Annotated in this window: 19 protein-coding genes; 11 read left to right on the plus strand and 8 right to left on the minus strand. The window is 63.8% G+C overall.

All coding sequences use genetic code 11. The features are described from left to right. Positions 1 to 160 precede the first annotated feature (160 nt). Genes IGS60_RS24010 through IGS60_RS24030 form a run of 5 tightly spaced genes read right to left on the minus strand, consistent with a single transcriptional unit; the run spans position 161 to position 9,426 of the window. Positions 161 to 889, minus strand: coding sequence for a YfaP family protein (locus IGS60_RS24010; protein WP_230506412.1), 729 nt, complete (start codon positions 887 to 889; stop codon positions 161 to 163). Positions 890 to 918: 29 nt separating this feature from the next. Further along, a complete protein-coding gene (locus IGS60_RS24015; protein ID WP_230506413.1) occupies positions 919 to 2,604 on the minus strand; it encodes a DUF2300 domain-containing protein in 1,686 nt (561 codons plus the stop codon). 5 nt (positions 2,605 to 2,609) lie between these two features. Next, positions 2,610 to 7,160 carry an alpha-2-macroglobulin gene (locus tag IGS60_RS24020; protein WP_230506414.1) on the minus strand — a complete coding sequence of 1,517 codons (4,551 nt, stop codon included), beginning with the start codon at positions 7,158 to 7,160 and terminating at the stop codon, positions 2,610 to 2,612. Further along, positions 7,157 to 7,822 carry a DUF1175 family protein gene (locus tag IGS60_RS24025; protein ID WP_230506415.1) on the minus strand — a complete coding sequence of 222 codons (666 nt, stop codon included), beginning with the start codon at positions 7,820 to 7,822 and terminating at the stop codon, positions 7,157 to 7,159. The genes IGS60_RS24020 and IGS60_RS24025 overlap by 4 nt, the downstream gene beginning before the upstream one ends. Beyond that, on the minus strand, positions 7,819 to 9,426 hold the full coding sequence (locus tag IGS60_RS24030; RefSeq protein WP_230506416.1) for a DUF2138 family protein: 1,608 nt from the start codon (positions 9,424 to 9,426) through the stop codon (positions 7,819 to 7,821). The genes IGS60_RS24025 and IGS60_RS24030 overlap by 4 nt, the downstream gene beginning before the upstream one ends. Before the next feature lie 135 nt (positions 9,427 to 9,561). Here IGS60_RS24030 and IGS60_RS24035 point away from each other — a divergent pair, with 135 nt between their 5' ends. The 9 genes from IGS60_RS24035 to IGS60_RS24075 all read left to right on the plus strand — a co-directional run bounded on the left by IGS60_RS24035 (position 9,562) and on the right by IGS60_RS24075 (position 18,392). Beyond that, on the plus strand, positions 9,562 to 11,082 hold the full coding sequence (locus IGS60_RS24035) for a B12-binding domain-containing radical SAM protein (RefSeq protein ID WP_230506417.1): 1,521 nt from the start codon (positions 9,562 to 9,564) through the stop codon (positions 11,080 to 11,082). Between the two features lie 57 nt (positions 11,083 to 11,139). Next, positions 11,140 to 12,273, plus strand: a complete 1,134-nt coding sequence (locus IGS60_RS24040; protein ID WP_070224749.1) for an ABC transporter permease — start codon at positions 11,140 to 11,142, stop codon at positions 12,271 to 12,273. Continuing rightward, positions 12,273 to 13,178, plus strand: coding sequence for an ABC transporter ATP-binding protein (locus tag IGS60_RS24045; RefSeq protein ID WP_230506418.1), 906 nt, complete (start codon positions 12,273 to 12,275; stop codon positions 13,176 to 13,178). Before IGS60_RS24040 ends, IGS60_RS24045 begins: the two co-directional genes overlap by 1 nt. Further along, entirely contained in the window at positions 13,178 to 14,137 is a 960-nt protein-coding gene (locus IGS60_RS24050) for an MlaD family protein (protein WP_230506419.1), read from the plus strand. Before IGS60_RS24045 ends, IGS60_RS24050 begins: the two co-directional genes overlap by 1 nt. A 12-nt stretch (positions 14,138 to 14,149) precedes the next feature. Next, the gene (locus IGS60_RS24055; protein WP_070224752.1) at positions 14,150 to 14,764 is read left to right on the plus strand and encodes an ABC-type transport auxiliary lipoprotein family protein; all 615 of its coding nucleotides are present in this window, start codon (positions 14,150 to 14,152) and stop codon (positions 14,762 to 14,764) included. Further along, positions 14,761 to 15,948 carry a VanZ family protein gene (locus tag IGS60_RS24060; RefSeq protein ID WP_070224753.1) on the plus strand — a complete coding sequence of 396 codons (1,188 nt, stop codon included), beginning with the start codon at positions 14,761 to 14,763 and terminating at the stop codon, positions 15,946 to 15,948. The genes IGS60_RS24055 and IGS60_RS24060 overlap by 4 nt, the downstream gene beginning before the upstream one ends. Positions 15,949 to 15,988: 40 nt before the next feature. Beyond that, positions 15,989 to 16,306, plus strand: coding sequence for a ferredoxin (locus IGS60_RS24065; protein ID WP_070310269.1), 318 nt, complete (start codon positions 15,989 to 15,991; stop codon positions 16,304 to 16,306). Between the two features lie 173 nt (positions 16,307 to 16,479). Further along, the gene (locus IGS60_RS24070; protein ID WP_070291993.1) at positions 16,480 to 17,133 is read left to right on the plus strand and encodes an alpha/beta hydrolase; all 654 of its coding nucleotides are present in this window, start codon (positions 16,480 to 16,482) and stop codon (positions 17,131 to 17,133) included. Positions 17,134 to 17,246: 113 nt separating this feature from the next. Next, positions 17,247 to 18,392, plus strand: coding sequence for a D-alanyl-D-alanine carboxypeptidase family protein (locus IGS60_RS24075; protein WP_070224754.1), 1,146 nt, complete (start codon positions 17,247 to 17,249; stop codon positions 18,390 to 18,392). Positions 18,393 to 18,456: 64 nt separating this feature from the next. Here the strand turns inward: IGS60_RS24075 and IGS60_RS24080 are convergent, their stop codons facing one another. The 3 genes from IGS60_RS24080 to IGS60_RS24090 all read right to left on the minus strand — a co-directional run bounded on the left by IGS60_RS24080 (position 18,457) and on the right by IGS60_RS24090 (position 22,472). Continuing rightward, positions 18,457 to 19,851 carry a cytochrome c gene (locus IGS60_RS24080; RefSeq protein WP_230506420.1) on the minus strand — a complete coding sequence of 465 codons (1,395 nt, stop codon included), beginning with the start codon at positions 19,849 to 19,851 and terminating at the stop codon, positions 18,457 to 18,459. Positions 19,852 to 19,865: 14 nt separating this feature from the next. Beyond that, positions 19,866 to 21,662: a GMC family oxidoreductase gene (locus tag IGS60_RS24085; protein WP_230506421.1), complete on the minus strand. Its 1,797-nt coding sequence runs from the start codon at positions 21,660 to 21,662 to the stop codon at positions 19,866 to 19,868. 117 nt (positions 21,663 to 21,779) lie between these two features. Further along, entirely contained in the window at positions 21,780 to 22,472 is a 693-nt protein-coding gene (locus tag IGS60_RS24090) for a gluconate 2-dehydrogenase subunit 3 family protein (protein WP_070310266.1), read from the minus strand. A 230-nt stretch (positions 22,473 to 22,702) separates the two neighbouring features. Between IGS60_RS24090 and IGS60_RS24095 the strand changes: the two genes are divergently transcribed. Together IGS60_RS24095 and IGS60_RS24100 are read left to right on the plus strand one after the other, a co-directional pair. Next, positions 22,703 to 23,266, plus strand: coding sequence for a TetR/AcrR family transcriptional regulator (locus IGS60_RS24095; protein WP_205602303.1), 564 nt, complete (start codon positions 22,703 to 22,705; stop codon positions 23,264 to 23,266). A 56-nt stretch (positions 23,267 to 23,322) separates the two neighbouring features. Next, positions 23,323 to 24,249, plus strand: a complete 927-nt coding sequence (locus IGS60_RS24100) for an aldo/keto reductase family oxidoreductase (protein ID WP_230506422.1) — start codon at positions 23,323 to 23,325, stop codon at positions 24,247 to 24,249. Positions 24,250 to 24,251: the final 2 nt, after the last annotated feature.

Consider the following 24,251-nt stretch of genomic DNA (forward strand, 5'->3'; position numbering starts at 1 on the left):
GACAAAGCGTTGTGTTTGTCAGCTGCGAAGAAGGAAGAGTATGAAGCGTTTCGGCTCATTCGTCAACCTTCTTTTTTACCCTGCTTTACTCGGCATTTGCATGCGTCGTTCAGCGAGGGGGCGAATTATAGCCAAGCGACAGCGTGTCCGCAAGAGCCATTTATGGCAAGACGAACGATTTCACCAAGGTCAGCTCGCCGGCGGCCCGCATCGGCACCTGGAAGCTCTGCAGCTTTTCCCGCGGCGTGCCTTCATTGGTGATGATCGACAGACGGGCCACGGTCAGCATGGCGGTGTTCTCGCCGCTACCGTAGTAATTGACATACGCGTGATAATTGCCCTTCAGGGGTGCCGCGCTGGAAAAGATTTCAGGGCCATAGCCGGTCGTCACGTCCACATCCAGCGCGCCGCCATCTTTCAGGACGCGGTTGCCGTACCAGGCGTGGCCGCCGTCCGGCGTGACCACATGCAGATCAAGATCGGTGCCGGCGCTGTCCCACGACAGCACGATACGCAAGCGCGCTTGCGTCTTGCCCTGGTAGCTGTCGACAAACTGGGTCCGCGCGCGGCTTCTGCCATCGGGCGAGCGCACTTCCACGCTGTTCGAGCCGCTGCCGAAACCATAGGGGCGACCGTAGCTGCCATCCTCCCCCACCTCCATCGGCATCGCCACGCCATTGACCACCAAAGTGGCGGGCTTGCCCTTGATAGCACCCGCGATACGCCCCCGTATCTGCGCCGTCTCGGCCTGGCCCGGCTGCAGGTTGGCCGACGCGGCGGGATAATTGACCGCTTGCGTGTATTCCTCCTGCGCGCCGGCCGAATTGCGCCAGCCGCTCTTCGGTGCATCGATGGTGACCTGGGCCTGCGCCCAGAGTGGCAATAACATGAGCGGAATCGCGCAACGGATATAAAAACTCACAGAGCCTCCAGGTTAAGATCGACGAGCCGGCGGGCCAGCCGCTCGACATATTCTTCGTCCTGGCCGCGCGGATGACGGCGCAGGCCAAGGTGTAAATATTCATGGGCCAAGGTGATGCGGTCTTCGCGCGTGGCCAACGGGCGCATGAAGATGCGGTTGCGCGACTGCTCCGAATACGGCGCGCCGCTGGACAGGGCGCAGACCAGCGGCGCTTGCGGCGGCGCCTCGTAACCGGCCTCGCGCAGCAGCACGCGCTGCCAGCGCGGCACGGACCGCGCCAGCCAATCCTCGTTCTGCGCCAGGCGGCGGCAACGCGCGCCGGTATTGCCAAAGGTGCTCAGCGCGCCGCCGGGATAAGCCTGCGCCAGCAATTCATCATAGTGCTTGCCCTGTTTCGCCTGGCGTACCGCCTCGCTCCACGCCATCGTGCCCTCGGACGACTGGTTGCTGTGATAGCGCACGGTGACGCCATCGACGATCAGCTGATCGGTCCAGCGCGCAATCGCCAGCGCCGCCGGCGTGGCGGGGCTGGGACTGACGCGCTGGGTCGCGCTGCTGTCGGCGATCTGCTGGCAGCCCGCCACGGTTACCGCGTTCTGCTGCAGATACGTGCGCGCGGCAATCGCCAGCGCCTTGGCCGCTTCCGGCTCATTCGCACTCGCTTCGCGGTCGAGCACGCGCGCCACATATTCATTGACGCCGAAGCGGCCACGCAATTGCGGGCGGCCACCCGTCTCCTGCAACAGCATCAGTTCACCGGTGCTGCGCAGGGCGAGGTTCTGGCCATTTTCGAACTGCACATGGTAGCGGCCATTCAGCGGCCCGGGTGCGGCAACGCCGCGCTCGCCGCGCACGGCACGGATCGGATAGCGCTTGAAGTAATCGACGACCACGCAACCGCCATCATCGGCCGCACCCACTGGCGGCAGACTGGCGGCCAGCCTGGGCGCCCACTGCTCGAACACATTGCTGCTGCCGCCCGCGCCGCCAAACCAGATGGGGGTGCCATCGGCCAGCCAGCCGGCCGCGCCGCCAATCCGTTCATCTGCCCGGCGCTGCTCGTGCCAGGAATACGTCTTCACGCGCAGCTGGCTGCCGAACCAGCGCGCCGTGCCGGCACCGCGACCATCGAGCACCACGCGCAGCAGCGCCGCTTCGGCATCCATCCGGCTGGCAGCCGGTATGCTGTCCAACGCGCGCAGCAGGCTGTCCAGACGCACCAGCCGCCCCGGCGCCAGCTGCGCGGGATCCGCCAGCCAGGCAAAGTCCCCTGCCGGCGCGCTACCTAAACGGGTGGTCCAGTACTGGCGCCACGGCGCGGCCGTGATCATCAGGCGCTTCGGCGAGAAGAAGGGGCCGCAGGACTGCGCCAGCGCCGCGTCGTGGCCGATGCTCTGGCCCGCATCGCAGCAATACACTTCTTCCGGATCGCGGCCGCCGCAGCGGTAATCGGGCATCGCCACCTTGTTATCGCTCGCGTAGACATACACGAACAGCTTCCACAGGCTGGCCAGCGGCACTTGCCGCGTGCCGTCAAACGGCGGCGAGAGTGGCAGCGTGGCGCCGCCCTGGCGCAGCTGCCGCACTTCCGTCTTGCCATCGCGCCGCCAGGCCACATCCAGCGATGCCGACCACGCTGGCGCGGCCAATAACAGGGTCGCCATCAATGCAGGACGTGCCACGCGCATCACTCGACCTTCAGCGCGCGCGTGCTCTTGCCGCCGCCCTCGAAGGCTTTCTGCTCCGGCTGGTACATGCGGTAAAAGCGCGCTGGCGGCAGCACATAACTGCCCTTCTGCGCAAAACGCAGCAAATGGCGCACGGTTACCTCGCCTTCCAACGGCTCGACCGGCACGGCATAACCGTCGCGGCGCTCCGTGTGGCGCGCGCGTTCCAGCGCTGCCGGCTTGTCGCCCGCCATGACCATGCCCCAGGTGGTCGATTCGACCATGGCGCCCGGCGGCAACGCCACCTCCAGCAAGCCAAAGCGGTGTTTCGCACCCGGCGCCGCTTTCAAAGTGATTTCATCGAGGTACAACGCGTCCGTGCTGAGCGCCTCGCCCGGCTTGACCAGCTCCGTCGTGTAGCCGCCCTTGCCTGCCTTCATGCGCAGGATGCGCCGTTCGACGGTGACCGGCAAGGTCTGCGCTTCGGCTGCGTAGCTGTCGTACTGCACCACGGCCACCGTGCCGGCCGGCGCCGGGGCGGCGAGACGCAATTTATCAGGCACGCCCTTGGCGTCAAGCCAGCGCCACAGCGGATGGCCGCTGCGGCTGTCGCGTTTCTGCCAGGCGCCGTCCAGCGCGACGGCCGGCCCCTTGCCGAACGATGCGCCACCCAGCTTCTTCTGCACCCACATCAACGTCATCGCGCGGTCCAGGGTCGGCATCTCGGCGCGCACGCCGGCCAGCACCGCGTCCGCCTGCGATGGCGGCACTTCGCCGGCCAGCATCAGCAAGGCTTGCGCCACCGGCGCTTTCGACGCGCGCAGTACCTGCCAGGAATCGGCAACCTGCTGCTGCAACGCCGAAGGCAGGGCGATGCCATTCTGGCTGGCGACCAGCGCCACCAGGCCAAAGCTCATTGCCTGCGCTTCGCGATCAAGGGCTCCGCCCAGCAACAGGCTGCCGCTGTCGCCCGCCTGGCGCGGCTTGCCGCCCAAGGTCGCGCCAGCGCTGTCGTCGACCAGGCCCGCCGCCAGCGTCTGCGTGGGCAAGCCCATCTCGCGCGCCATCCACAGCACCAGCGCGCGGTCGCCCATCGCATCCTTCAAGCCATGTTCGCTGTAGACGGCCAGCAGCTTGTTCCAGTGCTCGGGCGGCAGCTCGATGCGCAGCGCGCGCGCCGCATACCAGTCGGCGTAATAGGCGTAGGCCGTCATCAGCGCATTGCCGGCCGTGGCGTTGCCCCACCAGCCGAAGACGGCATTCGGACCGGCCATGGAGACCAGGCGCAGGCGCTGCGCCGTGAGCAGCGTTTGCAGGCGCTCGCTGGCCACGCCGGCGTCCGGCCCCAGGCTTTGCGTGGCCAGCGCCAGCGGAATCAGGCGGCTCGCCGTCTGCTCGACGCAGCCATACGGATAGTCGATCAGGTCGTCGGCAATGCGCGCGAAGTGGCTGGCTGCTCCTTGAGCGAACGAGACGCGCAGATTGCGCGCGTCCGCCGGCAGCTTGAGTGGAATATCAACAGTGGCGCCATCGAGCGGCAGCACCAGCGTGCGCGGGCTGCTCCAGGCGGCGGGCAAGGTTTGCATGGCTGCCTCTAACGCGTCGACCAGCTTGCCATTCTGTTTCAGTTCCAGGCGCAGCGGTCCACTGCCCGCAACCAGCGGGAACTCGACGTAATTGACGCCCGGTTTGGCGGACAGCTTTTCCGTCTTCGGCTGCGCCCCGCCCGAGAGGACGACGTCGAGCGCCTGCTCCTTGCCCGTCTGATTGAACACGGCCACCGAGGCGCGCGGCGCATCGCCGGCACGCATCCAGTCGGGCGCCGTCCACTTGGCATAGAAGTTTTTGTCGGAACGCAGATAGGCGGTGCGCTGGCCCACGCGCCCCTGCTCATCCATCGCGCGGCCGGTGATCCTCCAGCGCGTCAGCGCGTCGGGCATGGTGAAGCTCACGCGCGCATTGCCATTGGCGTCGGTCTTCAGCGACGGCGCCCAGTAGGCCGTATCGATATTGTCGCGGCGCGGACGTTCGAGCACCTTGACGCCGCGCTCGTTGTAGTTGTGGCGTGCGGGCGCGCCGGCCGTGCGGCCCTGTGCCATGTCGTAGCTGATGAAGGACAGGCTGGCCGTGGTGCGCACGTTGTTGCGGCGCGGATGGTAAAAGAAGTCGCCGATGTCGGGCGCTATTTCCGGCTGCAGCACATAGATCATTTCATCGACCACGCCCAGCGCCACCATGGTGCTCAAGGGCTTGCCGTCCAGCGTGGCCTTGACGTCCAGCGTGACCTTTTCGCCGGGCTGGTAGACCTCCTTGTCGCTCTTGAACTGCAGCGCGATGCGCGGCTCGATCACTTGCAGGCCGGCGTTCTCAAACACAAAATCGCCATTGCGCGTGTACGCCACCGAGAACGTCATGTTCGGGCCATGCTCTTCTTTTACCGGGATGCGCACTCTCCACTGCCGCGGCGCCACGCGCTTCGCCTGGTACCAATCCGCGGCGCCGGCCATCAAGCCATGGTGTTCCACCTTGTCGCGCTCGAGCGTCAACAAGGCCTGGTCGACCTTGTCGGAGAAGGTGATCAAGGCCTCGGCCGTGTCGCCAGGACGGTAGCGGGCGCGGTCCAGTACGATCTCGATGCTGCCCGGCGTCGTCTGCACGCCATCGCCGGCGACCCAGTGGCTGGCGGCGGCCAGCAGGTTGCCCCGTTCGTCGCGCAGCGCCAGTTGATACGAGCCGGAAGCCGGGAATGTCACGTCCCAGCCCTTGGCGTTTGGATCGAAGGCGCCCTCGGTCTTGCTCTGTTTTTCCAGCTGCACCATCTCCCAGCGCACGGGCTTCGCCGCACCCTGGCCATCGGCCAGCAAATCGAAATGCACATTTTGTCCCGGATCGGAAAACTGGCGCGTCGCCTTCAACTGGTAGCTGCTGCTCGAGCGTTCTATCATCAGTTCGCGCGTCGCCTTGACGCGGTAAGCCGCGCCATCGGTCGCCAGCACGGTCAAGATGTAGCGCGACGGATCGGCGGCGGGCGGCAAGGTGAAGTCCACATTGCCGCTGCCGTCGCTCGTCACTTCCTCGGTCTTCAAGGCCACGGGGAACAGGCCGCTGTAGCGCAGCTCCCCCTCGACCATGGTGTTTTGCTGGCCGCGCAAGGACAAGGTCATCTTCGCGTTTTTTACCGGTTTGCCATCGGGGTAGCGCAGCGCGATGCTGCCCTTGACCGCCTCGCCCGTCTTGAATTCCGGTTTCGATGGCTGGACGTTGATTTCAAAATGCGGCTTGACGTATTCGGCCACGCGGAAGGCCGCGCCATACACGCCATCCTTGTAATTGAAGCGCAGTTCATAGCCGCCGGCGGTGGCTTCCGTGGGCAGGCGGAAGCGCGTGTCGGCACCCGTATCGCCGGACAGCTGCAGCGTTTGCGTCAGCAGCGGCGTGCCGTTCGGATTGAGCACGCTCAAGCTGATCGGTGCAGCGCTTGCTGCCTGCGAGGTGCGCGCCGAGGTGAATTCGCGGCCCAGGAATTTGACGTTGACCTCGTCGCCGGGACGGTACAGGGGCCGGTCGGTCACCGCATAAATCTTGGTGTTATAGATTTCGCTGTCATAGTAAAAATTCTCGGACACGAACACGCCGCCGGCGCCGTCCTGGCCCAGCACATACGTGTGTTCAGGGCTGCCGCGCTCGAGCGACGCGACGCCATCAATGCCCGTCACGGCCGACTGCAGCACGCCGGTACCGTCCGTCCACGCCACGCTGGCGCCGGCCACGGCGGCGCTGTTGTCGCGCCGCGCCGTCCATACCAGCATCTGGCCGGAAGAGACCTTGGTGACGGCCACCGTGTCCGACACGAACACCAGGGTGGTGGCGCGGTGCTCGCCGATGATCGCTTCGACCAGGTACAAGCCCGGCTTGCGCTTGCCCAGCGGGATCATCACGTTGCCGGCGCCGGCGACGATGAAGTCGCTGCTGGAGCCATCGAGCTTGACGCCTTTCGGCGGCGCGATGGCCTTGGCCTGCCAGATCGGATAGCGGAAGCTGTCGACCAGCTCCATGCCCTTGATCGGCTTGTACTGCGGATGATTGGCAAATACGGTCGGCTTGCGGATCGCGTCCTTCGTTGCCAGTTGCGGCTGTTCTTTCGTGACCGCGAGGCGCGCTTCGCCGGAAAACAGCTTGCGCCAGGCCAGGCGCGACTGCTTCCACCAGCTATCCCACAGAAAGCTCAAGGTATTGGCCAGGCCCTCGCCCTGGTAATTGCCCTCGACCTGGATGCGGTGCAGATTACGCTGCTTTTTCAGGAATTCCATCGGCTCGGGCACGCGGTAGACGATGATGTCGGCGCCCGAATACGCTTCCAGGTTCATGCGCCCCATGTCGCGCCCGGGCACCTCGAGCCGCACGCGCGCTTCATCAAGACTGCCGTAGCTGGCGTCCGACAGCAGGAAGAAGGGCTCGCCCTTGAAGGTGCTGTAGTTGCTCGGTTCGCGCTGCTGCGCCGAGGCGCCGCCAATGAGGACCAAGGCCAGCAGGCTGGCAAGGAACAGCTTCATGACAAAAATCGGCTTCATGATAAAAACGCCAGCCGGAACACGCCGGCGAAATTCGGATTGTTGACCACAGGTTGCCACCGCGTGTCCTTCCAGCTCGTGAGTTCTTTGATATCGACGGTCCGCAGACCATTGTCGTCGGGGGTGACGGTGCCGGTGTGATAGGCGATGCGCGCGCCCATCCAGACCATCAGGTGCTGTTCGTCGCCCTGGTCGAAAAACAGCAAGTCGCCGGGCAGCGCCTGGCTGATCTCGCGGGCGACGAAACGGCTGTTGTGCTGCACCAGCGCCAGCGCCGTGACGAAGTGGCCGACACTGCCGCCCGTCTGCACCCAGCGGTTGCGCAGGGCCGCCTGGTTCGCGTCCAGTTCCAGCTCGGGCGGCAAGCGCCGGTCGCTGGCGATGCCGTTCGCGTGCAGCCATTTCGCGTCATGCACGGTGAGCGCTTCGTTGACGGCAAAGCGCACCAGGCCGGCGCAATCGCGGTGCGTCCAGCGCGGCGACGGCCCCCGTTCGATCTGCGCGTTGACGATGCGCAGCATCCAGGCCTGAAACGCGCGGCTCTGGGCTTGCGACAGCAGTACTTGCCCCCCGGCGGCCGCGCGCAGCGCCCAGGCCTTGGGTGCGGCGACAGCAGCGACGCACACCGCCAGCGCAGCGCGCCGTCCATGCGACACCGTCATCGCGCCGTCTCCTGCCATTCCAGCGTTTCCCACGACGTGCCGCTGGCTGGCTGCCGCTTGAGCACCATGCGCAGCGGCGGATATTTTTTCAGGGCGTTCAGGCGCGGCACCAGGTGTTCGTTGGCGGCCGCGCGCAAGACCGGTTCGTTATTCGCCGGCAGGGTATCGAAGGCTTCCAGCTGGATCAGGCGGGCCAGCGAGGCCGGCGCGATCAGGCCGATCGTGTGCGCGCCATCGGGCAGCAGGTCGCTGGCGGCCGGCGCCTGCTTGCGGCGCACGGCCAGCACCTGGTCCACCAGCTTGCCGTCGGCCGAGAAGACAACGGTATTGCCGGCCACGGCCAGCGCCGGCGTGGATTGGCCAAGGGCCGTGGCGACGCCGCGCTCCCAGCGAATGGCGCCATCCTTGCCGGTGGTCTTGCGCACGGGGTCCTTGCCGCCGATGGCCGCCGCGAACAGGCTGCCATAGACAGCGTCGTCGCCGGCCTGCGCACTGCGCGTGGCGACAAACACGGGCGTATGCAGGCGCGAACTGCCGTACCAGCAGGCGGCGGCGGGGCCTTGCAAGTGCCCGGCCAGCGGCACCACCGGCTCCGATGTCTTGCTGCCCAGGCGCTTGAGCACGGGCTGCAGCGCGGCCCAGTCCACCGGCACGCTGAAACAGGCGCTGGGATTATGCGGCAGCTGCGGCCACAGGGCGCTGCTATCATACGCACCGTTTTTCAGTTTATCGGCATTGAGCAGCACCTTCGATTGCCAGGTGCCCTGTTGAAAATCGAAGCGCAGCGCTTCGAGCGCGCCAAAGAAAGGCTGGTAGCCGAACGACAGGAAGTCGGCCTTGACGGCGATGCTGTGTCCCTCCGGCGCGGCTGGATCGAGATGGAATTGCGCATGAAAGACGTTTTGTTTCGCCGGCTCCGGCGCCAGCAGGCTGGCCACGGTTTTCTCGGCCGTGCCATCGCCATGCTTGCCGTCGCTGCCGCCGTACAGCATGCCGGGATGGGACAGGATGACCAGGCGCTGGCCGTGCGCGGCGAACAGCAAGGTGCGCTGGTAGGCATAGTTCAGCGCATACACGGGCACTTGGCCGCCATCGACGCGCAAGCTGCCGGCCACGCGCATCTGCGTATCCTTCAAGGCGATCTTGCCCGCTTCCTCGAGCAGGCGCGTCAGCTGGCTGCGCGAGACGGCGATGGCGAAATGCTTGAGCGAGCCGTCGGCGTCGCGCCACAGGGCCACTTCCGCCGGCTGGTCCAGCACCATGCGCAGCAGCTGGTCGCCCCATCCCAATTCATGTTCATAGGCGATGCGGCGCAGGCTGCCCTTCAGGCCCAGCCGGTCTTCGCTCTGCTCGTAATAGAACAGGAAATCCTCGCGCAGCACGTCGCGCGCCAGCGGCACCGTCAGCAGGTCGCGCGGCAAGGCCGACAGGCTTTTCGTGCGGACCAGCGCGTCGGGCCGCGATAAATCCAGCTTCAGGCCGTTGACCGGCCCCAGCGTGCCCCAGCCGAAGACCCGGTAGCCGACCAGCGCGGCCGCCACCAGCGCCACGCCGGCCAGTGCCCCGACCAGGACTTTTTTATTGAGTACTTTTTTCGCCAGCACCTTGTATCCCTTTTAGCCTGCCGTAGCATTGACAAGTTAGTAATTGTTGACAAATGGTAACATGGCATTGGCAGCCGCAGCGCACAGCTGACGCGACAGCGTAAAATAGCGGATTCGCCGTTTCCATCGCCTCCCATGACCATCCTGCTCTCCACCCTGAACGCCCGCTATACCCACGCCTCGCTGGGATTGCGCTATCTGCTGGCCAATATGGGCCCGCTGCAGGCGCAGACGCGGCTGCAGGAATTCGTCATCGGCACCAAGACGACGGAACTGGTCGAGCGCATCCTCATCAACAAGCCCCGTATCATCGGTTTTGGCGTCTACATCTGGAACGTCGAGGAAACCACCAAACTGGTGGCCATGCTCAAACGCGTGGCGCCCGAAGTCATCATCGTGCTGGGCGGGCCGGAAGTGTCGCACGAGGCGGGCGAGCAGGAAATCGTCAAACTGGCCGACTACCTGATCACGGGCTGGGGCGACGTCACCTTCCCCAAGCTGTGCGGCGAGATCCTCCACGGCCCGAAGCCGCTGATGAAGATCCATGCGGGCGTGCAGGCGCCGCTGGCGGAACTGCAGCTGCCCTACTCCTTGTATACAGACGACGATATCCGCCACCGCACGATTTACGTGGAAGCGTCGCGCGGCTGCCCGTTCAAATGCGAATTCTGCCTGTCGGCGCTGGACAAGACGGCCTGGCCCTTCGCGCTGGAGAATTTCCTGGCCGAGATGGAATCCCTGCACGCGCGCGGCGCGCGCCTGTTCAAGTTCGTCGACCGCACCTTCAACCTGAACATCAAGACCAGTTTGAAGATCATGCAGTTCTTTTTAGACAAGATCGAAGCGAATCCGGACGATCCCATCTACGCCCACTTCGAGCTGGTGCCCGACCACTTGCCCGACGCCTTGAAAGAAGGCATCAGCAAGTTCCCGCCCGGCGCGCTGCAGTTCGAGATCGGCATCCAGAGTTTCAATCCGGACGTGCAATCGCTGGTCAGCCGCAAGCAGGACAACCAAAAGGCGGCCGACAACATCCGCTGGCTGTGCGAGGAATCGAACGCCCACTTGCACGTGGACCTGATCGCCGGCTTGCCGGGCGAGGATGAAGCGAGCTTTGCGGCCGGCTTCAACAAGCTGGTGGCACTGAAACCGCATGAAATCCAGTTCGGCATCTTGAAACGGCTGCGCGGCACGCCCATCATCCGCCACACGGAAAACTATGGCATGGTGTTCGACCCGCACCCGCCGTACACCATCCTGGCCAATAAACAGCTCGATTTCATGAGCATGCAGCGCCTCGTGCGCTTCGCCCGCTACTGGGACCTGGTGGCCAACTCGGGCCGCTTCGCCAATACGGTGCAATGGATGCTGGGCGAGTCGCCGTTTGAAAACTTCATGGATTTTTCGAACTGGCTGTACGCCCACACGGACGCCACCCACCGCATCGCCATGGAGCGCCTGGCCAAGCTGGTGGCGCAATGGCTGCAGACGCGCGGCATGAGCGCGGCCGAGGCCAATGCCCTCGTGGCCAGCGACTATGCGGGCGGCGCACAGGCGGCCGCACATGCCAAGCCAAGCGAAGTGAGTACTAGCAACGCCAAGGTGCGTCCGGACGTCGCCCTGCCGCAGCGGCAGGCGCGCCACCTGGCGTCCTGAGGGGCGGGCGATTGAACAGCGGTGGCGGTCTGCGCCATTCTCCCTTAAACTGGCACGATGCCGACTGTACAATCGCCGAAACTGACCCTCTCCCAGACCAGCTCCCAACAGGGAGCCCTTGTCACTGCCAGCGGCACCTGGCAGGTGCACGCGCTGGCGCATGACAATGCCATCAAGGCCATCGAGGCCCAGCTCAAGCCCCTGCAGGGCGATGCCAAGGCGCAATGGGATTTGTCGGCCATCGACAGCATGGACCATATCGGCGCCCAGCTGTTCTGGAATGCCTGGGGCAAGCAGCGCCCCGCGCAGCTGACCCTGGCGCCGTCGCAGGAAGAGTTTTTCCGGCGCATCGAAGAGACGGGGCCGCTGCAAACGCCGCCGTCGCGCGCCAACCGCCTCACGCCCGTGATGAAGCTGGGCATGGCCATTTTGCTGTTTTTCGAACATTTGAAGGGCTTTATTGCCCTTGTCGGCCAGGTGACGCAGGATATCGGTCGCTTCGCACGCCATCCCATGCGCGGGCCGTGGCGTGAAATTTCCGCCAATATCTTCCATGCGGGCTTCCAGGCGCTGGGTATTACGGCCCTGGTCGGCTTTCTGATCGGCGTCGTGCTGTCCTATCTTTCCGCGCAGCAACTGCGGGCCTTTGGCGGCGATATTTACCTGGTCAACCTGCTGGGCATGAGCGTCATCCGCGAACTGGGGCCCTTATTGGCGGCCATTCTCGTGGCAGGCCGCTCCGGCTCGTCCATCACGGCACAGCTGGGCGTCATGCGTGTCACGGAAGAGCTCGATGCCATGCTGGTGATGGGCATTTCGCACGGTTTCCGCCTGATCATGCCCAAAGTGCTGGCCCTGGCCATTTCCATGCCCCTGCTCGTCATCTGGACGGATACGGCCGCGCTGATCGGCGGCATGGTGGCGGCCAAGGTGGAACTGAATCTGTCGGCACGCTACTTCATCCAGAAGCTGCCCGATGCCGTGCCGCTGGCCAATTACATGATCGGCCTGGGCAAGGGCGTGATTTTCGGCATGCTGATCGCCCTCGTCTCCTGCCACTTCGGCCTGCGCATCAAGGCCAATACGGAAAGCCTGGGGCGCGGCACCACCACCGCCGTCGTCACGGCCATCACCGTGGTCATCCTGGCCGACGCCGTGTTTGCCATCGTCTTCAATGGAGTGGGCTACTGATGGCGAACGACACCGATATCGCCTGCAAGGCGAGCGAGGGCCAGGACGGCCAGTTCAATCTGCATGGCGACGCGCCCGTGGTGGAAATCACCAATCTGTGGACCAAGTTCGGCCGCACCGTCGTGCACCAGGACTTGAACCTGGAAATCGAGCGGGGCGAAATCCTTTCCATCGTGGGCGGCTCCGGCACGGGCAAGACCGTGCTGCTGCGCCAGATGCTGGGCCTGGAACATCCGGCGCGCGGCTGCGTCAAAGTCTTTGGCGAAGATATCAACAAGGCAAGTTCCGACCAGCTGCAGCAGTTGCGCAACCATTGGGGCATGCTGTTCCAGCAAGGCGCGCTGTATTCGGCCCTGACCGTGTTCGACAACGTGGCCCAGCCCATGCGCGAATTGCGCGTGCTGCCCGAAGCGCTGATCCACGACGCGGTACTATTAAAGATGAACATGGTGGGCCTGGGCCCGGAACATGCGCTGAAAATGCCCTCGGACTTGTCTGGCGGCATGATCAAGCGCGTGGCCCTGGCGCGCGCCCTGGCGCTGGAACCGAAGCTGCTGTTCCTCGACGAACCGACGGCCGGCCTGGACCCGGACTTGTCGGAAAGTTTTGTCGCCCTGATCCAGTCGCTGCACCGCGAACTGGGCTTGACGGTGGTGATGGTCACGCATGACCTCGACACTTTGTTTGCCCTGTCCACGCGTATCGCCGTGCTGGCGGAAAAACACGTGATCGCCATCGGCCCCACGCGCGAGGTGATCGAAGTGGACCATCCGTTCATCAAGCAATTTTTCCTCGGCGACCGCGGCAAGCGCGCGCTGGCCGTCCTCGATGAAAAACAGGCGGCAGCAAGCAATGCGGCGCAGCCAGGCGACGACGCCGGCACAGACAAGAAAGCGGAGAAGTAATGGAAAACAGATCACATGCCCTGATGACGGGATTTTTTACACTGACCTTGCTGGTGGCCGCCATCCTGTTCGGCGTCTGGTTCAACCGCGACCGCGTGGAAAGAGTCCCGTATTTGCTCGCCACCACCCTGTCCGTGCCGGGCCTGAACCCGCAGGCGACCGTGCGCTACCGGGGCCTGGAAGTGGGCAAGGTCGACGCCATCGACTTCGACACGCAAAAGGCGGGGCAAATCCTCGTGCACATCAGCGTGGCGCCCGATACCCCCGTCACGAATACCACCTTTGCCACCCTGGGCTACCAGGGCGTGACGGGCATCGCCTACATCCAGCTCGACGACGAGCACGTGGGCTCGAAATTGCTGGGCACCAGCAAGGACAAGCCGTCGCTGATCCCCCTGCGCGCGGGCTTGCTCGACCAGCTGGAAAAACGGGGCAAGCGCATCCTCGACCAGGCCGAGCAGATCACCAATAAAGTGAATAATTTGCTCAGCCCCGACAACCAGGCGGCCATGCTGGGTGCCTTCACTGAAGTGGGCAAGGCGGCCAAGGCCTTTGGCGCCATCCCGCAGCAGCTGGAACCGACCCTGACGCAATTGCCGCAACTGACGGAACAAACGCGGCAAACCTTGACGGCCGTCAGCACGGCCAGCAAGAACGTGTCGGACCTGACGGCCACGTGGAAAAAACTCGGCAACGACATCCAGGCGCCCGGCGGCGTGCTCGACAAGGTCAATGGCACGGTCGACCGGGTCGGCAATTCCGTGGAAACGGTGGCCAATGGCGTATCGCTGGAAGTCTTGCCGCAGGTGATAGAGCTGAGCGGCGAGGCGCGCTCCTCGATGCGCGCCCTGAAAACCACCATGAGCACGCTCAATGAACAGCCGCAGAGCATCTTGTTCGGCGCCCCAGACATCCCGCCCGGCCCGGGCGAGCCCGGTTTTTCGGCGCCCGGCAAATAAGGAGAACACCGCATGCCTATTCCTCGCCATCTCACCGCACTCATCGTCGCCGGCGCTTTTTTGCTGGGCGGCTGCGCCAGCCGCGGCCCCGTGCCCACGTTCTATGATTTCGGCCCGGCCGCACCGCAGGCAGCGGCACCGGCTGCCGCGCCAGCCGTGCCCGTGCTGGTGATCGCCGACGCCAACGGCCCTTCGTGGCTGGACAGCCAGCGCATGTATTACCGCTTGCTGTACGCGGATGCGCAGCAATCGCGGCCGTACGCCTACAACCGCTGGAACACGCCGCCGCTGCAACTGCTGAGCCAGCGCCTGAAAACGCGCGTGGCGCAAAGCGGCGTGAAAGTGCTGTCGACCACGGACGCGGCCGCCGGCATCCCGCTGCTGCGGATCGACGTCGATGATTTTTCGCAAGCGTTTGACACGCAGACGCAAAGCAGCGGCCATGTGTCGCTGCGCGCCTCGCTGTTCCGCGGCCACCGCCTGATCGACCAGAAAACATTCAGCCGCAGCGGTCCGGCCGGCAGCGCCGATGCGCAAGGCGGCGCGCAGGCGCTGGCGGCGGCCTCGGATGCCATCGCCGCCGACCTGCTCACCTGGCTGGGCACGCTGAATATTCCGAAAGAATGACCGACCCCGCATCCCCCGCCAGCCCGGCGGCGCCGCTGCCGCCCGTCCGTTCCTCGCCCGTGTCGCGCGCGACCCTGCTCGCCTACGTCTTCCTGATCGTCTACGCGAGCTGGTTTCCGTTCACGGGCTGGCACAGCAATGGCCTGTCGCCGCTGACTTTCCTGGAAAACACGCGCATGCCCCGTTACTGGACGGGCTTCGATGTCGGCGTAAATATCGTCGGCTACATCCCGCTGGGCGCGCTGATCGTGTATTCGCTGTTTCCAAGGATCACGGGTTTCTTTGCCGTCATCGTCGCCAGCCTGTGCGGCATGTTGATTTCCGGCAGCATGGAAGCCGTGCAAACCTATCTGCCCAGCCGCGTATCGTCGAATCTCGATTTCTATACGAATGCGGCCGGCTGCTGCATCGGTTCCATCATCGGCGCCCTGACGGCGCGCAAGCTGCTCGACCACAGCCATTTGTACCGCTTGCGCCAGCGCTGGTTTGCCCAGCACGCCAGCCAGGGCCTGGTGCTGGTGGCCCTGTGGCCGCTGGCGCAGATTTATCCGCAAGGCTATCTGTTCGGCCTGGGCCAGCTGCTGCCCATCCTGTCGGACTGGCTGTCGCAGCTGGCGGGCGTCGACATCGACCTGGCCACGTATCTGCGTCCCGACGTGGTCTTAACGGTTGAGCAATATTGGCTTTCGGAAACCATCATCACGGCTTGCGGCATGACGGGCGCCGTGCTCACTTTGCTATGCCTGCTGCGCCGCGCCGCGCCGCGCGCCATCCTGATGCTGACCCTGATCGCCGCCGCCTTGACCGTGCGCTCGATGGCCAGCGCGCTGCTGTTTTCGCCGGAAAATGCCTTCGTCTGGATCACGCCGGGCGCCCAGGGCGGCTTTTTGATCGGCCTGATCATGCTGGGCGGCCTGGCCTTCGCGCCGCACGTGGCGCAGCGCCGCATCGCAGCCGCCACCTTGCTGCTGAGCCTGGTGATGGTGAATACGACGCCGATCAATCCCTATTTCATGTCAACCTTGCAAGGCTGGGTACAAGGCAAGTTCCTGAACTTTAATGGCGCGGCGCAATTTCTCGCCTTGCTGTGGCCCTTCGTGGCCCTGTGGTTCCTGTGCCTGCCCTCGCACCGCCTGAACCGGCAGGACGATGTGCAGCGCCAGCGTCGCGAAGACCACCCATAAGCGCTATCATGGCGCATTGATGAATCAGCAGGAGCATAGTATGAGCGACGCACCGTATTTTGAACGCCACGTTTTTTTCTGCATGAACAAACGTGAAGATGGCCGCAACAGCTGCGGCGACCATGGCGCGGAAGCGGCGCAAAAGCATTGCAAGCGCCGCATCAAGGAACTCGACATGAACGGCGCGGGCAAGATCCGCATCAACCAGGCCGGCTGCATGGACCGCTGCGAGGAAGGCCCGCTGCTGGTGATCTACCCGGAAGCGACCTGGTACACCTATGTCGACACCAGCGATATCGATGAAATCATCGATACCCACCTGGTGGGCGGCAAGGTCGTCGAACGCCTGAAAATCTAAGAACGCTTAACAGAACCTACTGCACGTCGCGATTTGCGGCCTCCGATGCTCGCTGTGCTCAAGCACAGTTCCGCTTCTCAGCCACAACTCACTGCCGCTCGCTACGGTTTTGTTAGGCGTTCTATGCCGCATATTTAATCCTAATTTAAGCCTACGCCACCAGTATGAGCATCATGAACAGAAACTCGGAAAAATTTACCCTCGCCGGCCATGCAGGCAGCATGGAAGGCTTGCTCGATTTCCCGGCAGACACCCCGCGCGGCATCGCCCTCGTTGCTCATCCGCACCCGTTGTACGGCGGCACGATGGATAACAAGGTCACGCAAACCCTGGCGCGCGCGTTTGTCGCCCTCGGTTACGTGGTGGCGCGCATCAACTTCCGCGGCGTGGGCGCCTCCGAAGGCGTACACGACCATGGCGCGGGCGAAACGGACGACATGCAACTGTTATACGAACACATGGTCGGCCTGTACCCGGGCTTGCCCGTGGCCTTGTCCGGCTTCTCGTTCGGCACCTTCGTGCAATCGAAACTGCAGGAACGCCTGGCCGCCGCCGGCACGCCCGCCGAGCGTCTGGCGCTGATCGGCAGCGCGGCCGGCAAATGGGCGATGGCCGACATTCCGGCCGACACCATTTTGATCCACGGCGAACTGGACGACACGATTCCCCTGTCCGCCGTCTTCGACTGGGCCCGTCCACAAGACATCCCCGTGATCGTGATCCCCGGCGCCGACCACTTTTTCCACCGCAAGCTCAACCACATCAAGAACCTCGTGATTGCGCTGTGGCATGGTGACAAACCCGCAATCGCAGCAGATGATCATTGAAGTGTGGGCTTACTACCGCCTCCACGGCTATAATTGATCCGTTTTTTCCACGCGGCCACGTACGCAGCAGCTGCGTGGCCCTCAGCCTTCATCTTTTTCGCAGACCAGCCTCCATGAAAAAACTTTTAGCGGCACTGGCCTCCAGTGTACTTTTCCTATCCGCCGCCTACGCGCAAACCGTTCCAGCCCCGACCATCGCCGCCAAGTCCTGGCTGCTGCTTGACGCCACCAGTGGCCAGATCATTGCTTCGCAAGATCCGGACGCGCGCATCGAGCCGGCCTCGTTGACCAAGATCATGACGGCCTACCTGACGTTTGCCGCCATCCGCGAAAAGAAACTGGCGCTGGACCAGAAAGTGAACGTGTCCGTGCGCGCATGGAAAGTCGATTCGAGCAGCTCGAAGATGTTCATCGACCCGGCCACGCCCGTGTCGATCGACGACTTGCTGCACGGCCTGATGATTCAATCGGGTAACGACGCTGCCGTGGCACTGGCCGAAGCCGTCGCCGGCGATGAAGGCACCTTCGTCGTGCTGATGAACCGCGAAGCCCAGCGCATGGGTCTGAAAAACACGCGTTTTGCCAATCCGCATGGCTTGCCTAGCCCCGAAAACTATTCCACGGCGCAAGACTTGTCCGTGCTGGCCAAGCGCGTGATCGCCGACTATCCGGAATTCTACAAAATCGATTCCATCAAAAGTTTTACCTACAACAAGATCACCCAGCCTAACCGCAACCGCCTGCTGTGGCTGGACCCGACCGTCGACGGCATGAAGACGGGCCACACGGAAGCGGCCGGCTATTGCATGATCGCCTCGGCCCGCCGCCCAGGCGGCACCGGCGAGCGCCGTTTGATCTCCGTGGTGCTGGGCACCTCGTCCGACCAGGCCCGCACGCAGGAAAGCCAGAAGCTGCTGAACTGGGGCTTCCAGAACTTCGATACGGTCAAGCTGTACTCGAAAGGCCAGGCCGTGGCCACGCCGGAAGTGTGGAAAGGCTCGAAAGGCACCGTGAAAATCGGTTTCGCCCGCGATGTGCTCGTCACCGTACCAAAAGGCACGGCGGCCAAGATGAAACCTGTGCTGGAACGCAAGGACCCGCTGGTGGCGCCATTGGCTGAAAACGCCCCTGTCGGCAAGCTGAAAATGATGGTCGACGACAAGGTCCTGCTGGAACTGCCTGTCGTGGCGCTGGAACCGATCAACCAGGCAACGATCTTCGGCCGCGCCTGGGATTCGATGCGCCTGTGGATGAAATAAGCCCTTAGCATTCCCCATAAAAAATGCCCGCATCGCTGCGGGCATTTTTTTTCGTCCGTCGACGTTACTTCGCCGGCGCATCCTTCAGGTGCGGCGCACGCGGCACGGGCGCGAACGTACCGTGACGGCCTGCCGCAAACGTCGCTTCCGTCTGCGACGCTTGCACCGGCACGGACAGCTTGCGCACCTTGGCCACCTGCGCCGCCGTCACGGGCGTGCCGCGGTTGCCCCAGCTGGTCTGGATGAAGGTCACCACTTGCGCAGTTTGCTCATCATTGAAAATGTCGGCATACGGCGCCATCGTCAGCGCCGACGGCGCCGTGCGCGTGGCCGGCACGGCACCGCCCGACAGCACGATATTGATGGCCGAGGTCGGATCGTTCGTCTGCAGCACGGCGTTACCGGCCAGCGCAGGGAAAGCCTTGTCGTAGCCCTTGCCGTCGGAACGGTGGCAACCGGCGCAGCGGTCCAGGTACAGCTGCGCGCCTTTCGAGTTGACGATGCCGCTGAACAATTGCTTGCCCAGCTTGTCGTCGGCCACGAAGGCGGGCGTGCTTGGCTCCGATGGCGGCAAAGACTTCAGGTATTTCGCCATCGCCGCCAGGTCGCCATCCGTCATGTGCTGCATGGAATGGGCCACCACGTCGTTCATGGCGCCAAACGAGGCCGTGTGGCTGTTGCGGCCCGTCTTCAGGAATTCGGCGATCTCGGCTGCGCTCCAGCGCGCCAGGCCGCCGCCATGTTCATTGCGCAGCGAAGGCACGGACCAGCCGTCGATCACGCCGCCACCGGCCAGGAAGGTCGTGTTGCCCTCGTCCGTCAGCGATTTTTCCTGCATGCCCACGCCGCGCGCCGTATGGCAGGCGCCGCAGTGGCCCAGGCCCTGCACCAGATAGGCGCCGCGCAGCAATTGCGCGTCGCCCGTGGCCGGCACCTTGTACGGCTGCGGCGTGGGGGCGAAGGCCCAGCGCCAGATGGTCAGCGGGAACCGCATCGACAGGGGCCATGGAATGTCGGCCGCCTTGTTCGGCGTCGGGTCCGCCTTCACGCCATGCATGAAGTAGGCGTACAGCGCCTGCATGTCCGCTTCGCTCAGGCGCGAATACGACGGATACGGCATGGCCGGATACACGGTGTAGCCGTGTTTCGTCACGCCGGTGCGCATCAGCTTGTCGAAATCGGCAAAGCTCCAGTCGCCGATACCGGCCTTTTTATCGGGCGTGATATTGGTGGAATACACCTTGCCGATCGGCGTTTCCATGCCGAGGCCGCCGGCGAACGGTTTGCCTTTCGTGCCGGCCGTGTGGCAGGCGATGCAGTCGCCGGCGCGGGCCAGGTATTCGCCCTGGCGTATCAGCTGGGCGTTCGGGACGGTGGCGGTGGCGCCGGCAGACAGGGCGGTGCCGGAGGCGAGCGCCAGCAGCAGCGCGCCCACGGTATGGGTGAATGTGTTGTTCATCTTCTTGTTCTTTATCAAGCGACCAGGGGACGGGGATCTTTCAGGTATTGCTCGCGGATGGCCTTGGCCGACCAGTAGGTCAGCGCGCAAGCCAGGCCCGTCGGGTTGTAGCCGATGCCGACCGGGAACACGCTGGAACCGACGGCAAACACGTTGTGCACGTCCCAGCTTTGCAGGTAGCGGTTGACGACGCTGGTCTTGCGGTCCGCGCCCATGGCCGTGCCGCCCGCCCAGTGCGTGGTCTGGTAATTGCGCAAGTCCAGGTGGTCGCCCACGCTCTTGACGGACACCTTGATCGATTCCGGATTCATGGCCTCGGCCACCTTCATCATCTTGTCGGTGACGAAACGGCTCATCTTGATGTCGTTTTCCTTCCAGTCAAAGGTAAAGCGCAGCAATTGCTGGCCATACTTGTCCGTGTAGGTCGGGTCGAGGTCGACATAGCAGTCGCGGTAAGTCATGTTGGCGCCGTGGCAGTCGAACGAGACCGTGTTCAAATAGCTCTTCTTGACGGCCTTTTTCCAGGCAGCGCCCCAGGCGGGCGTGCCGTCCGGCGTGGCGATGCCGGAAATGGGCTTGGAGCCGGCCGGGTTGCACCAGGCGGGCGAGCCGCCGACAAAGCCCAGCGGGCCATGGTCGAAGTTGTCGCCATTCCAGTCATCGAGCGCGACGCCGGTGCCGCCGGCGCCGATGAACGGGTTCGTGTTCGTGTCTTCCTTGAAGAAAGTCTGGATGGTGGACATCATCTGGTAAGCGATATTGCGCCCCACCACGCCCTCGTTGCTGACGGGGTCGTACGGCTTGCCGATGCCCGACAGCAGGAACAGATGCGCGTTGTTGTAGGCAAAGGCACTGGCGATGACCAGGTCGGCCGGCTGCTCGACGGCCTTGCCGTCCGCATTGATGTAGGTCACGCCCGTGGCGCGCGCTTTGCCACCCTTGCTGCCGTCGAGGTTGATGCGCACGACGTTGCAATTGGCGCGCAATTCAAAGTTCGCCACCATGCGCAGGGCCGGCATGATGTTAACGTTGGGCGACGCCTTCGAATAGTTATAGCAGGCGTAGCCGGAGCAGAAACCGCAGAAGTTGCACGGGCCCATCTGGCAGCCGTACGGATTCGTGTACGGACCGGACGCGTTCGACGAGGCGTTGACGAACGGGTGGTAGCCGACGGCCTTGGCCGCGCGGCGGAACAATTCGGCCGTGTACGGCACTTTTTGCGGCGCCAGCGCGTAATTGTCGGAGCGATCGCCCTCGAACACATTGCCGTCGCCGACGACGATGCCGTTGACCTTATACGCCTGGCCCGAGGTGCCGAAGACTTTTTCGACGAAATCGAAGTGCGGCTCCAGCTCGGCGTAAGTCACGCCAAAATCCTGGATCGTCATGCCTTCAGGGATGAATTTCTTGCCGTAGCGGCGTTCGTAGTGGCTGCGGATCTGCAGCTCTTCCGGCAGGACGCGCCAGTGCATGCCCGACCAGTGCAAGCCCGCGCCGCCCACGCCCGTGCCCGGCTTGAAGGCGCCGATCTGGCGGTACGGCACGGCCACGCCCGTGATGCTGTGGCGGAAGGTGAACGTGCTCTTCGACATATCCTGGAACAGCTTGCTGCGCTGGATATAGGTCAGCTCGTCGAGGGTCTTCGGATAGGCGCCGTCGGGATAGGTGTCGCGGTACTCGCCCCGTTCCAGCGCAACCACGTTCAGGCCCGCTTCCGTCATTTCCTTGGCCATGATGGCGCCGGTCCAGCCGAAGCCCACAATCACGGCATCGACAGGCTTCATTTTTACATCGGGTTTGATATCACTCATGATGGTTTTTCTTTTTCTTTGATCGGGTACGAATAACTGAAAAGGTTCAGGGCAAGGCGCATTGCCGCAGGCAGTACGCTAGTACGACCAGGCAGTGCAACGCCGCCATGGACGTTTTCAGGCGATGGATACTGGAGGCAACGGGTATTTCTTGCCATACTGCTCCACCCAGTCCATGTAGTCGGCGCGCGCGCCAGGGAATCCGACCATCTTCCAGGCCAGCATGTCCTTGTTGCCGCCGTGCACGGGGTCGCAAAAATAGCCTTCGCGCGTGTTTTGCAGCAGCTGGTTGAAGAAGATTTTCGACGGCACTTCGCCGATGTCCAAGGTGCCCTTTTGCAATTGCGTGATGACGGCGTCGCGCTCGGCCGCGTTCAGCTGGACGAAGGGCTTGCCCGACTGTTTCTGCACGGCCGCATTCACGCCGGCCAGGGCGCTCTTGTACAGCTCGCGCGGCGCCATGTGGAACTGGTAGCCGAACTGTTCGATCGAGGGCACGAACGGCCCCTGCATGTACCACAGCGCGCCATACGCGTAAGGCGTGTTCATCTGCGCATCGATGAATTCATGCGCGCCCGATTCCAGCGCGCCCGGCCCTTCGCCATCGGCGGGGATCAGGCGGTCGACCAGCGCGCTCAATGTGGCCCACTCGGTGGCGTCGAAAAAGCGCGGTTTGTAGGCAGGCTGGTCTTTGGAGACGGCCATGGCCAGGCCGCCGCCGGCGCCAGCCAGCAAGGCCACGGCAGGCGCGGCGCCGACGGCCTTGCGCAAGAAGTTGCGCCGGTGGGGCGAAATCCCGATGATTTTCATAGGTTGTCCTCAGGCGGCATAAGCCGCCACAGTGATGGATGTGGGAGTCAGAAAGAAAATGCGGACACGCGCCGCTGAGATGGCAGATTTCACGTAAAGATGGCTGGAGTATCGCGGCGCAGTGCATCCGCCTGCCGGTTAATTGATCAAGATGATTGACAAGCGCTAGCTTTGCATTTACGGTGCGCATCGTACCATAATTAAAAGAAACATTCAGAGACAGGTGAGACGTGACTACAAAAGAGGCACCAGTGCGTGGCCGCCCGCGCAAGGCGGGCGTGGAAGATGCGGTACTGGAAGCGATCGTCATGCTGGTGCGCCAGCATGGACTGGAGGCGGTAACGATACAGATGGTGGCCGACGTGGCCGGCGTGGGGCGCCAGACGATCTACCGGCGCTGGCCGCGGCGCGAAGACATGCTGCTCGACGCGCTCGTCAAACGCACGGCGGAAAAACTGCAGCGCGCGCTCGACATGCCGGACGGCCAGGAAATCGAGGCGATCTGCGCGCGCATCTTCGACAACCTGAACGCCGACGGCCGCTTCACCTGCGACCTGCTGGTGCTGATCCACAATGATGCGGCGGCCCAGCTGCGCTTTCGCGAGCAGATCGTCGCGCCATGGATCACCCTGGTGGTGCAGCGCCTGGTCAACATCGGCGTGCGCGCCGACCTCGACCTGCGCCTGTTCGCCTTCATGCTGCAATCGGCGCTCGTGTACCAGATGCAACTGGGCGGCCAGCTCGACGATGCCCTGCAGGAGCGTTGCTGCCGCTTTATCCGCAGCATGCTGTAGATTAGCTGGCTATAATCGTGGCGAGTCCCATCACATCACCACCAGAAAGCCAGCCCATGAGCCATGTATTTCCCGCCAGCCTGCAAGCGCCGCGCAGCCGTTTAAGCAGCAACGGTCCCGAACTGTCGCGCATCGTCGCCGGCATGTGGCGCATCGGCGAGTGGAATATGTCGGCGCAGCAGCGCCTGGCTTTCATCGAGCAATGCCTGGCGCTGGGCGTATCGAGTTTCGACCATGCCGATATCTATGGCGATTACAGCGCCGAAGGGCTATTTGGCGAAGCGCTGGCCCTGCAGCCGGGCTTGCGCGACAAGATGGAGCTCGTCAGCAAGTGCGGCATCAAGCTGCTCTCGCCGCACCGTCCCGGCCACGCCATCCAGCACTACGACACGAGCGCGGCGCACATCACCGGTTCCGTGGAACACAGCTTGCGCCAGCTGCAAACGGACCGCCTGGACCTGCTGCTGATCCACCGCCCCGACCCGCTGATGGATTTCGACGAGATCGCCAGCGCGTTCACCCAATTGCAGAAAGATGGCAAGGTGCTGCACTTTGGCGTGTCGAACTTCAGCCGCCACCAGTTCGAATGCCTGCACCGGCGCTTCCCGCTGGTGACGAACCAGGTGGAATGCTCGCCGCTGCACGTAGCGCCCCTGTTCGACGAAACCTTCGACGGCTTGCAGGACGTGGGGGTGGCGCCGATGATCTGGTCGCCGCTGGCGGGCGGGCGCCTGTTCCAGGGTGGCGATGCGAATGTGGAGAATTTGCGCAATGTCATCAAGCAGATCGCCGACCAGCTGCAGCGGCCGTTTGCCAGCGTGGTGTTTGCCTGGATCATGCAATTGCCTTGCCGCCCCCTGCCGCTGACGGGCACGGGCCGCATCGAGGCCGTGGGCGTGGCCGTGGAAGGCACGCAGTTCACGCTCAGCCGCAGCGACTGGTTCGCCATCCTGCGCGCCGCGCGTGGGCACGAGGTGGCTTAACG

It is taken from the genome of Janthinobacterium sp. FW305-128 (assembly GCF_020858135.1).
GTDB lineage: Bacteria > Pseudomonadota > Gammaproteobacteria > Burkholderiales > Burkholderiaceae_D > Janthinobacterium.

Bases quoted from the DNA above. Each gene is read 5' to 3' on its own strand.
- IGS60_RS24010 (WP_230506412.1), bottom strand. From the start codon at position 889: ATGTTATTGCCACTCTGGGCGCAGGCCCAGGTCACCATCGATGCACCG.
- IGS60_RS24020 (WP_230506414.1), bottom strand. From the start codon at position 7,160: ATGAAGCCGATTTTTGTCATGAAGCTGTTCCTTGCCAGCCTGCTGGCC.
- IGS60_RS24025 (WP_230506415.1), bottom strand. From the start codon at position 7,822: ATGACGGTGTCGCATGGACGGCGCGCTGCGCTGGCGGTGTGCGTCGCT.
- IGS60_RS24035 (WP_230506417.1), top strand. From the start codon at position 9,562: ATGACCATCCTGCTCTCCACCCTGAACGCCCGCTATACCCACGCCTCG.
- IGS60_RS24040 (WP_070224749.1), top strand. From the start codon at position 11,140: ATGCCGACTGTACAATCGCCGAAACTGACCCTCTCCCAGACCAGCTCC.
- IGS60_RS24045 (WP_230506418.1), top strand. From the start codon at position 12,273: ATGGCGAACGACACCGATATCGCCTGCAAGGCGAGCGAGGGCCAGGAC.
- IGS60_RS24050 (WP_230506419.1), top strand. From the start codon at position 13,178: ATGGAAAACAGATCACATGCCCTGATGACGGGATTTTTTACACTGACC.
- IGS60_RS24055 (WP_070224752.1), top strand. From the start codon at position 14,150: ATGCCTATTCCTCGCCATCTCACCGCACTCATCGTCGCCGGCGCTTTT.
- IGS60_RS24060 (WP_070224753.1), top strand. From the start codon at position 14,761: ATGACCGACCCCGCATCCCCCGCCAGCCCGGCGGCGCCGCTGCCGCCC.
- IGS60_RS24065 (WP_070310269.1), top strand. From the start codon at position 15,989: ATGAGCGACGCACCGTATTTTGAACGCCACGTTTTTTTCTGCATGAAC.
- IGS60_RS24070 (WP_070291993.1), top strand. From the start codon at position 16,480: ATGAACAGAAACTCGGAAAAATTTACCCTCGCCGGCCATGCAGGCAGC.
- IGS60_RS24075 (WP_070224754.1), top strand. From the start codon at position 17,247: ATGAAAAAACTTTTAGCGGCACTGGCCTCCAGTGTACTTTTCCTATCC.
- IGS60_RS24080 (WP_230506420.1), bottom strand. From the start codon at position 19,851: ATGAACAACACATTCACCCATACCGTGGGCGCGCTGCTGCTGGCGCTC.
- IGS60_RS24085 (WP_230506421.1), bottom strand. From the start codon at position 21,662: ATGAGTGATATCAAACCCGATGTAAAAATGAAGCCTGTCGATGCCGTG.
- IGS60_RS24090 (WP_070310266.1), bottom strand. From the start codon at position 22,472: ATGAAAATCATCGGGATTTCGCCCCACCGGCGCAACTTCTTGCGCAAG.
- IGS60_RS24100 (WP_230506422.1), top strand. From the start codon at position 23,323: ATGAGCCATGTATTTCCCGCCAGCCTGCAAGCGCCGCGCAGCCGTTTA.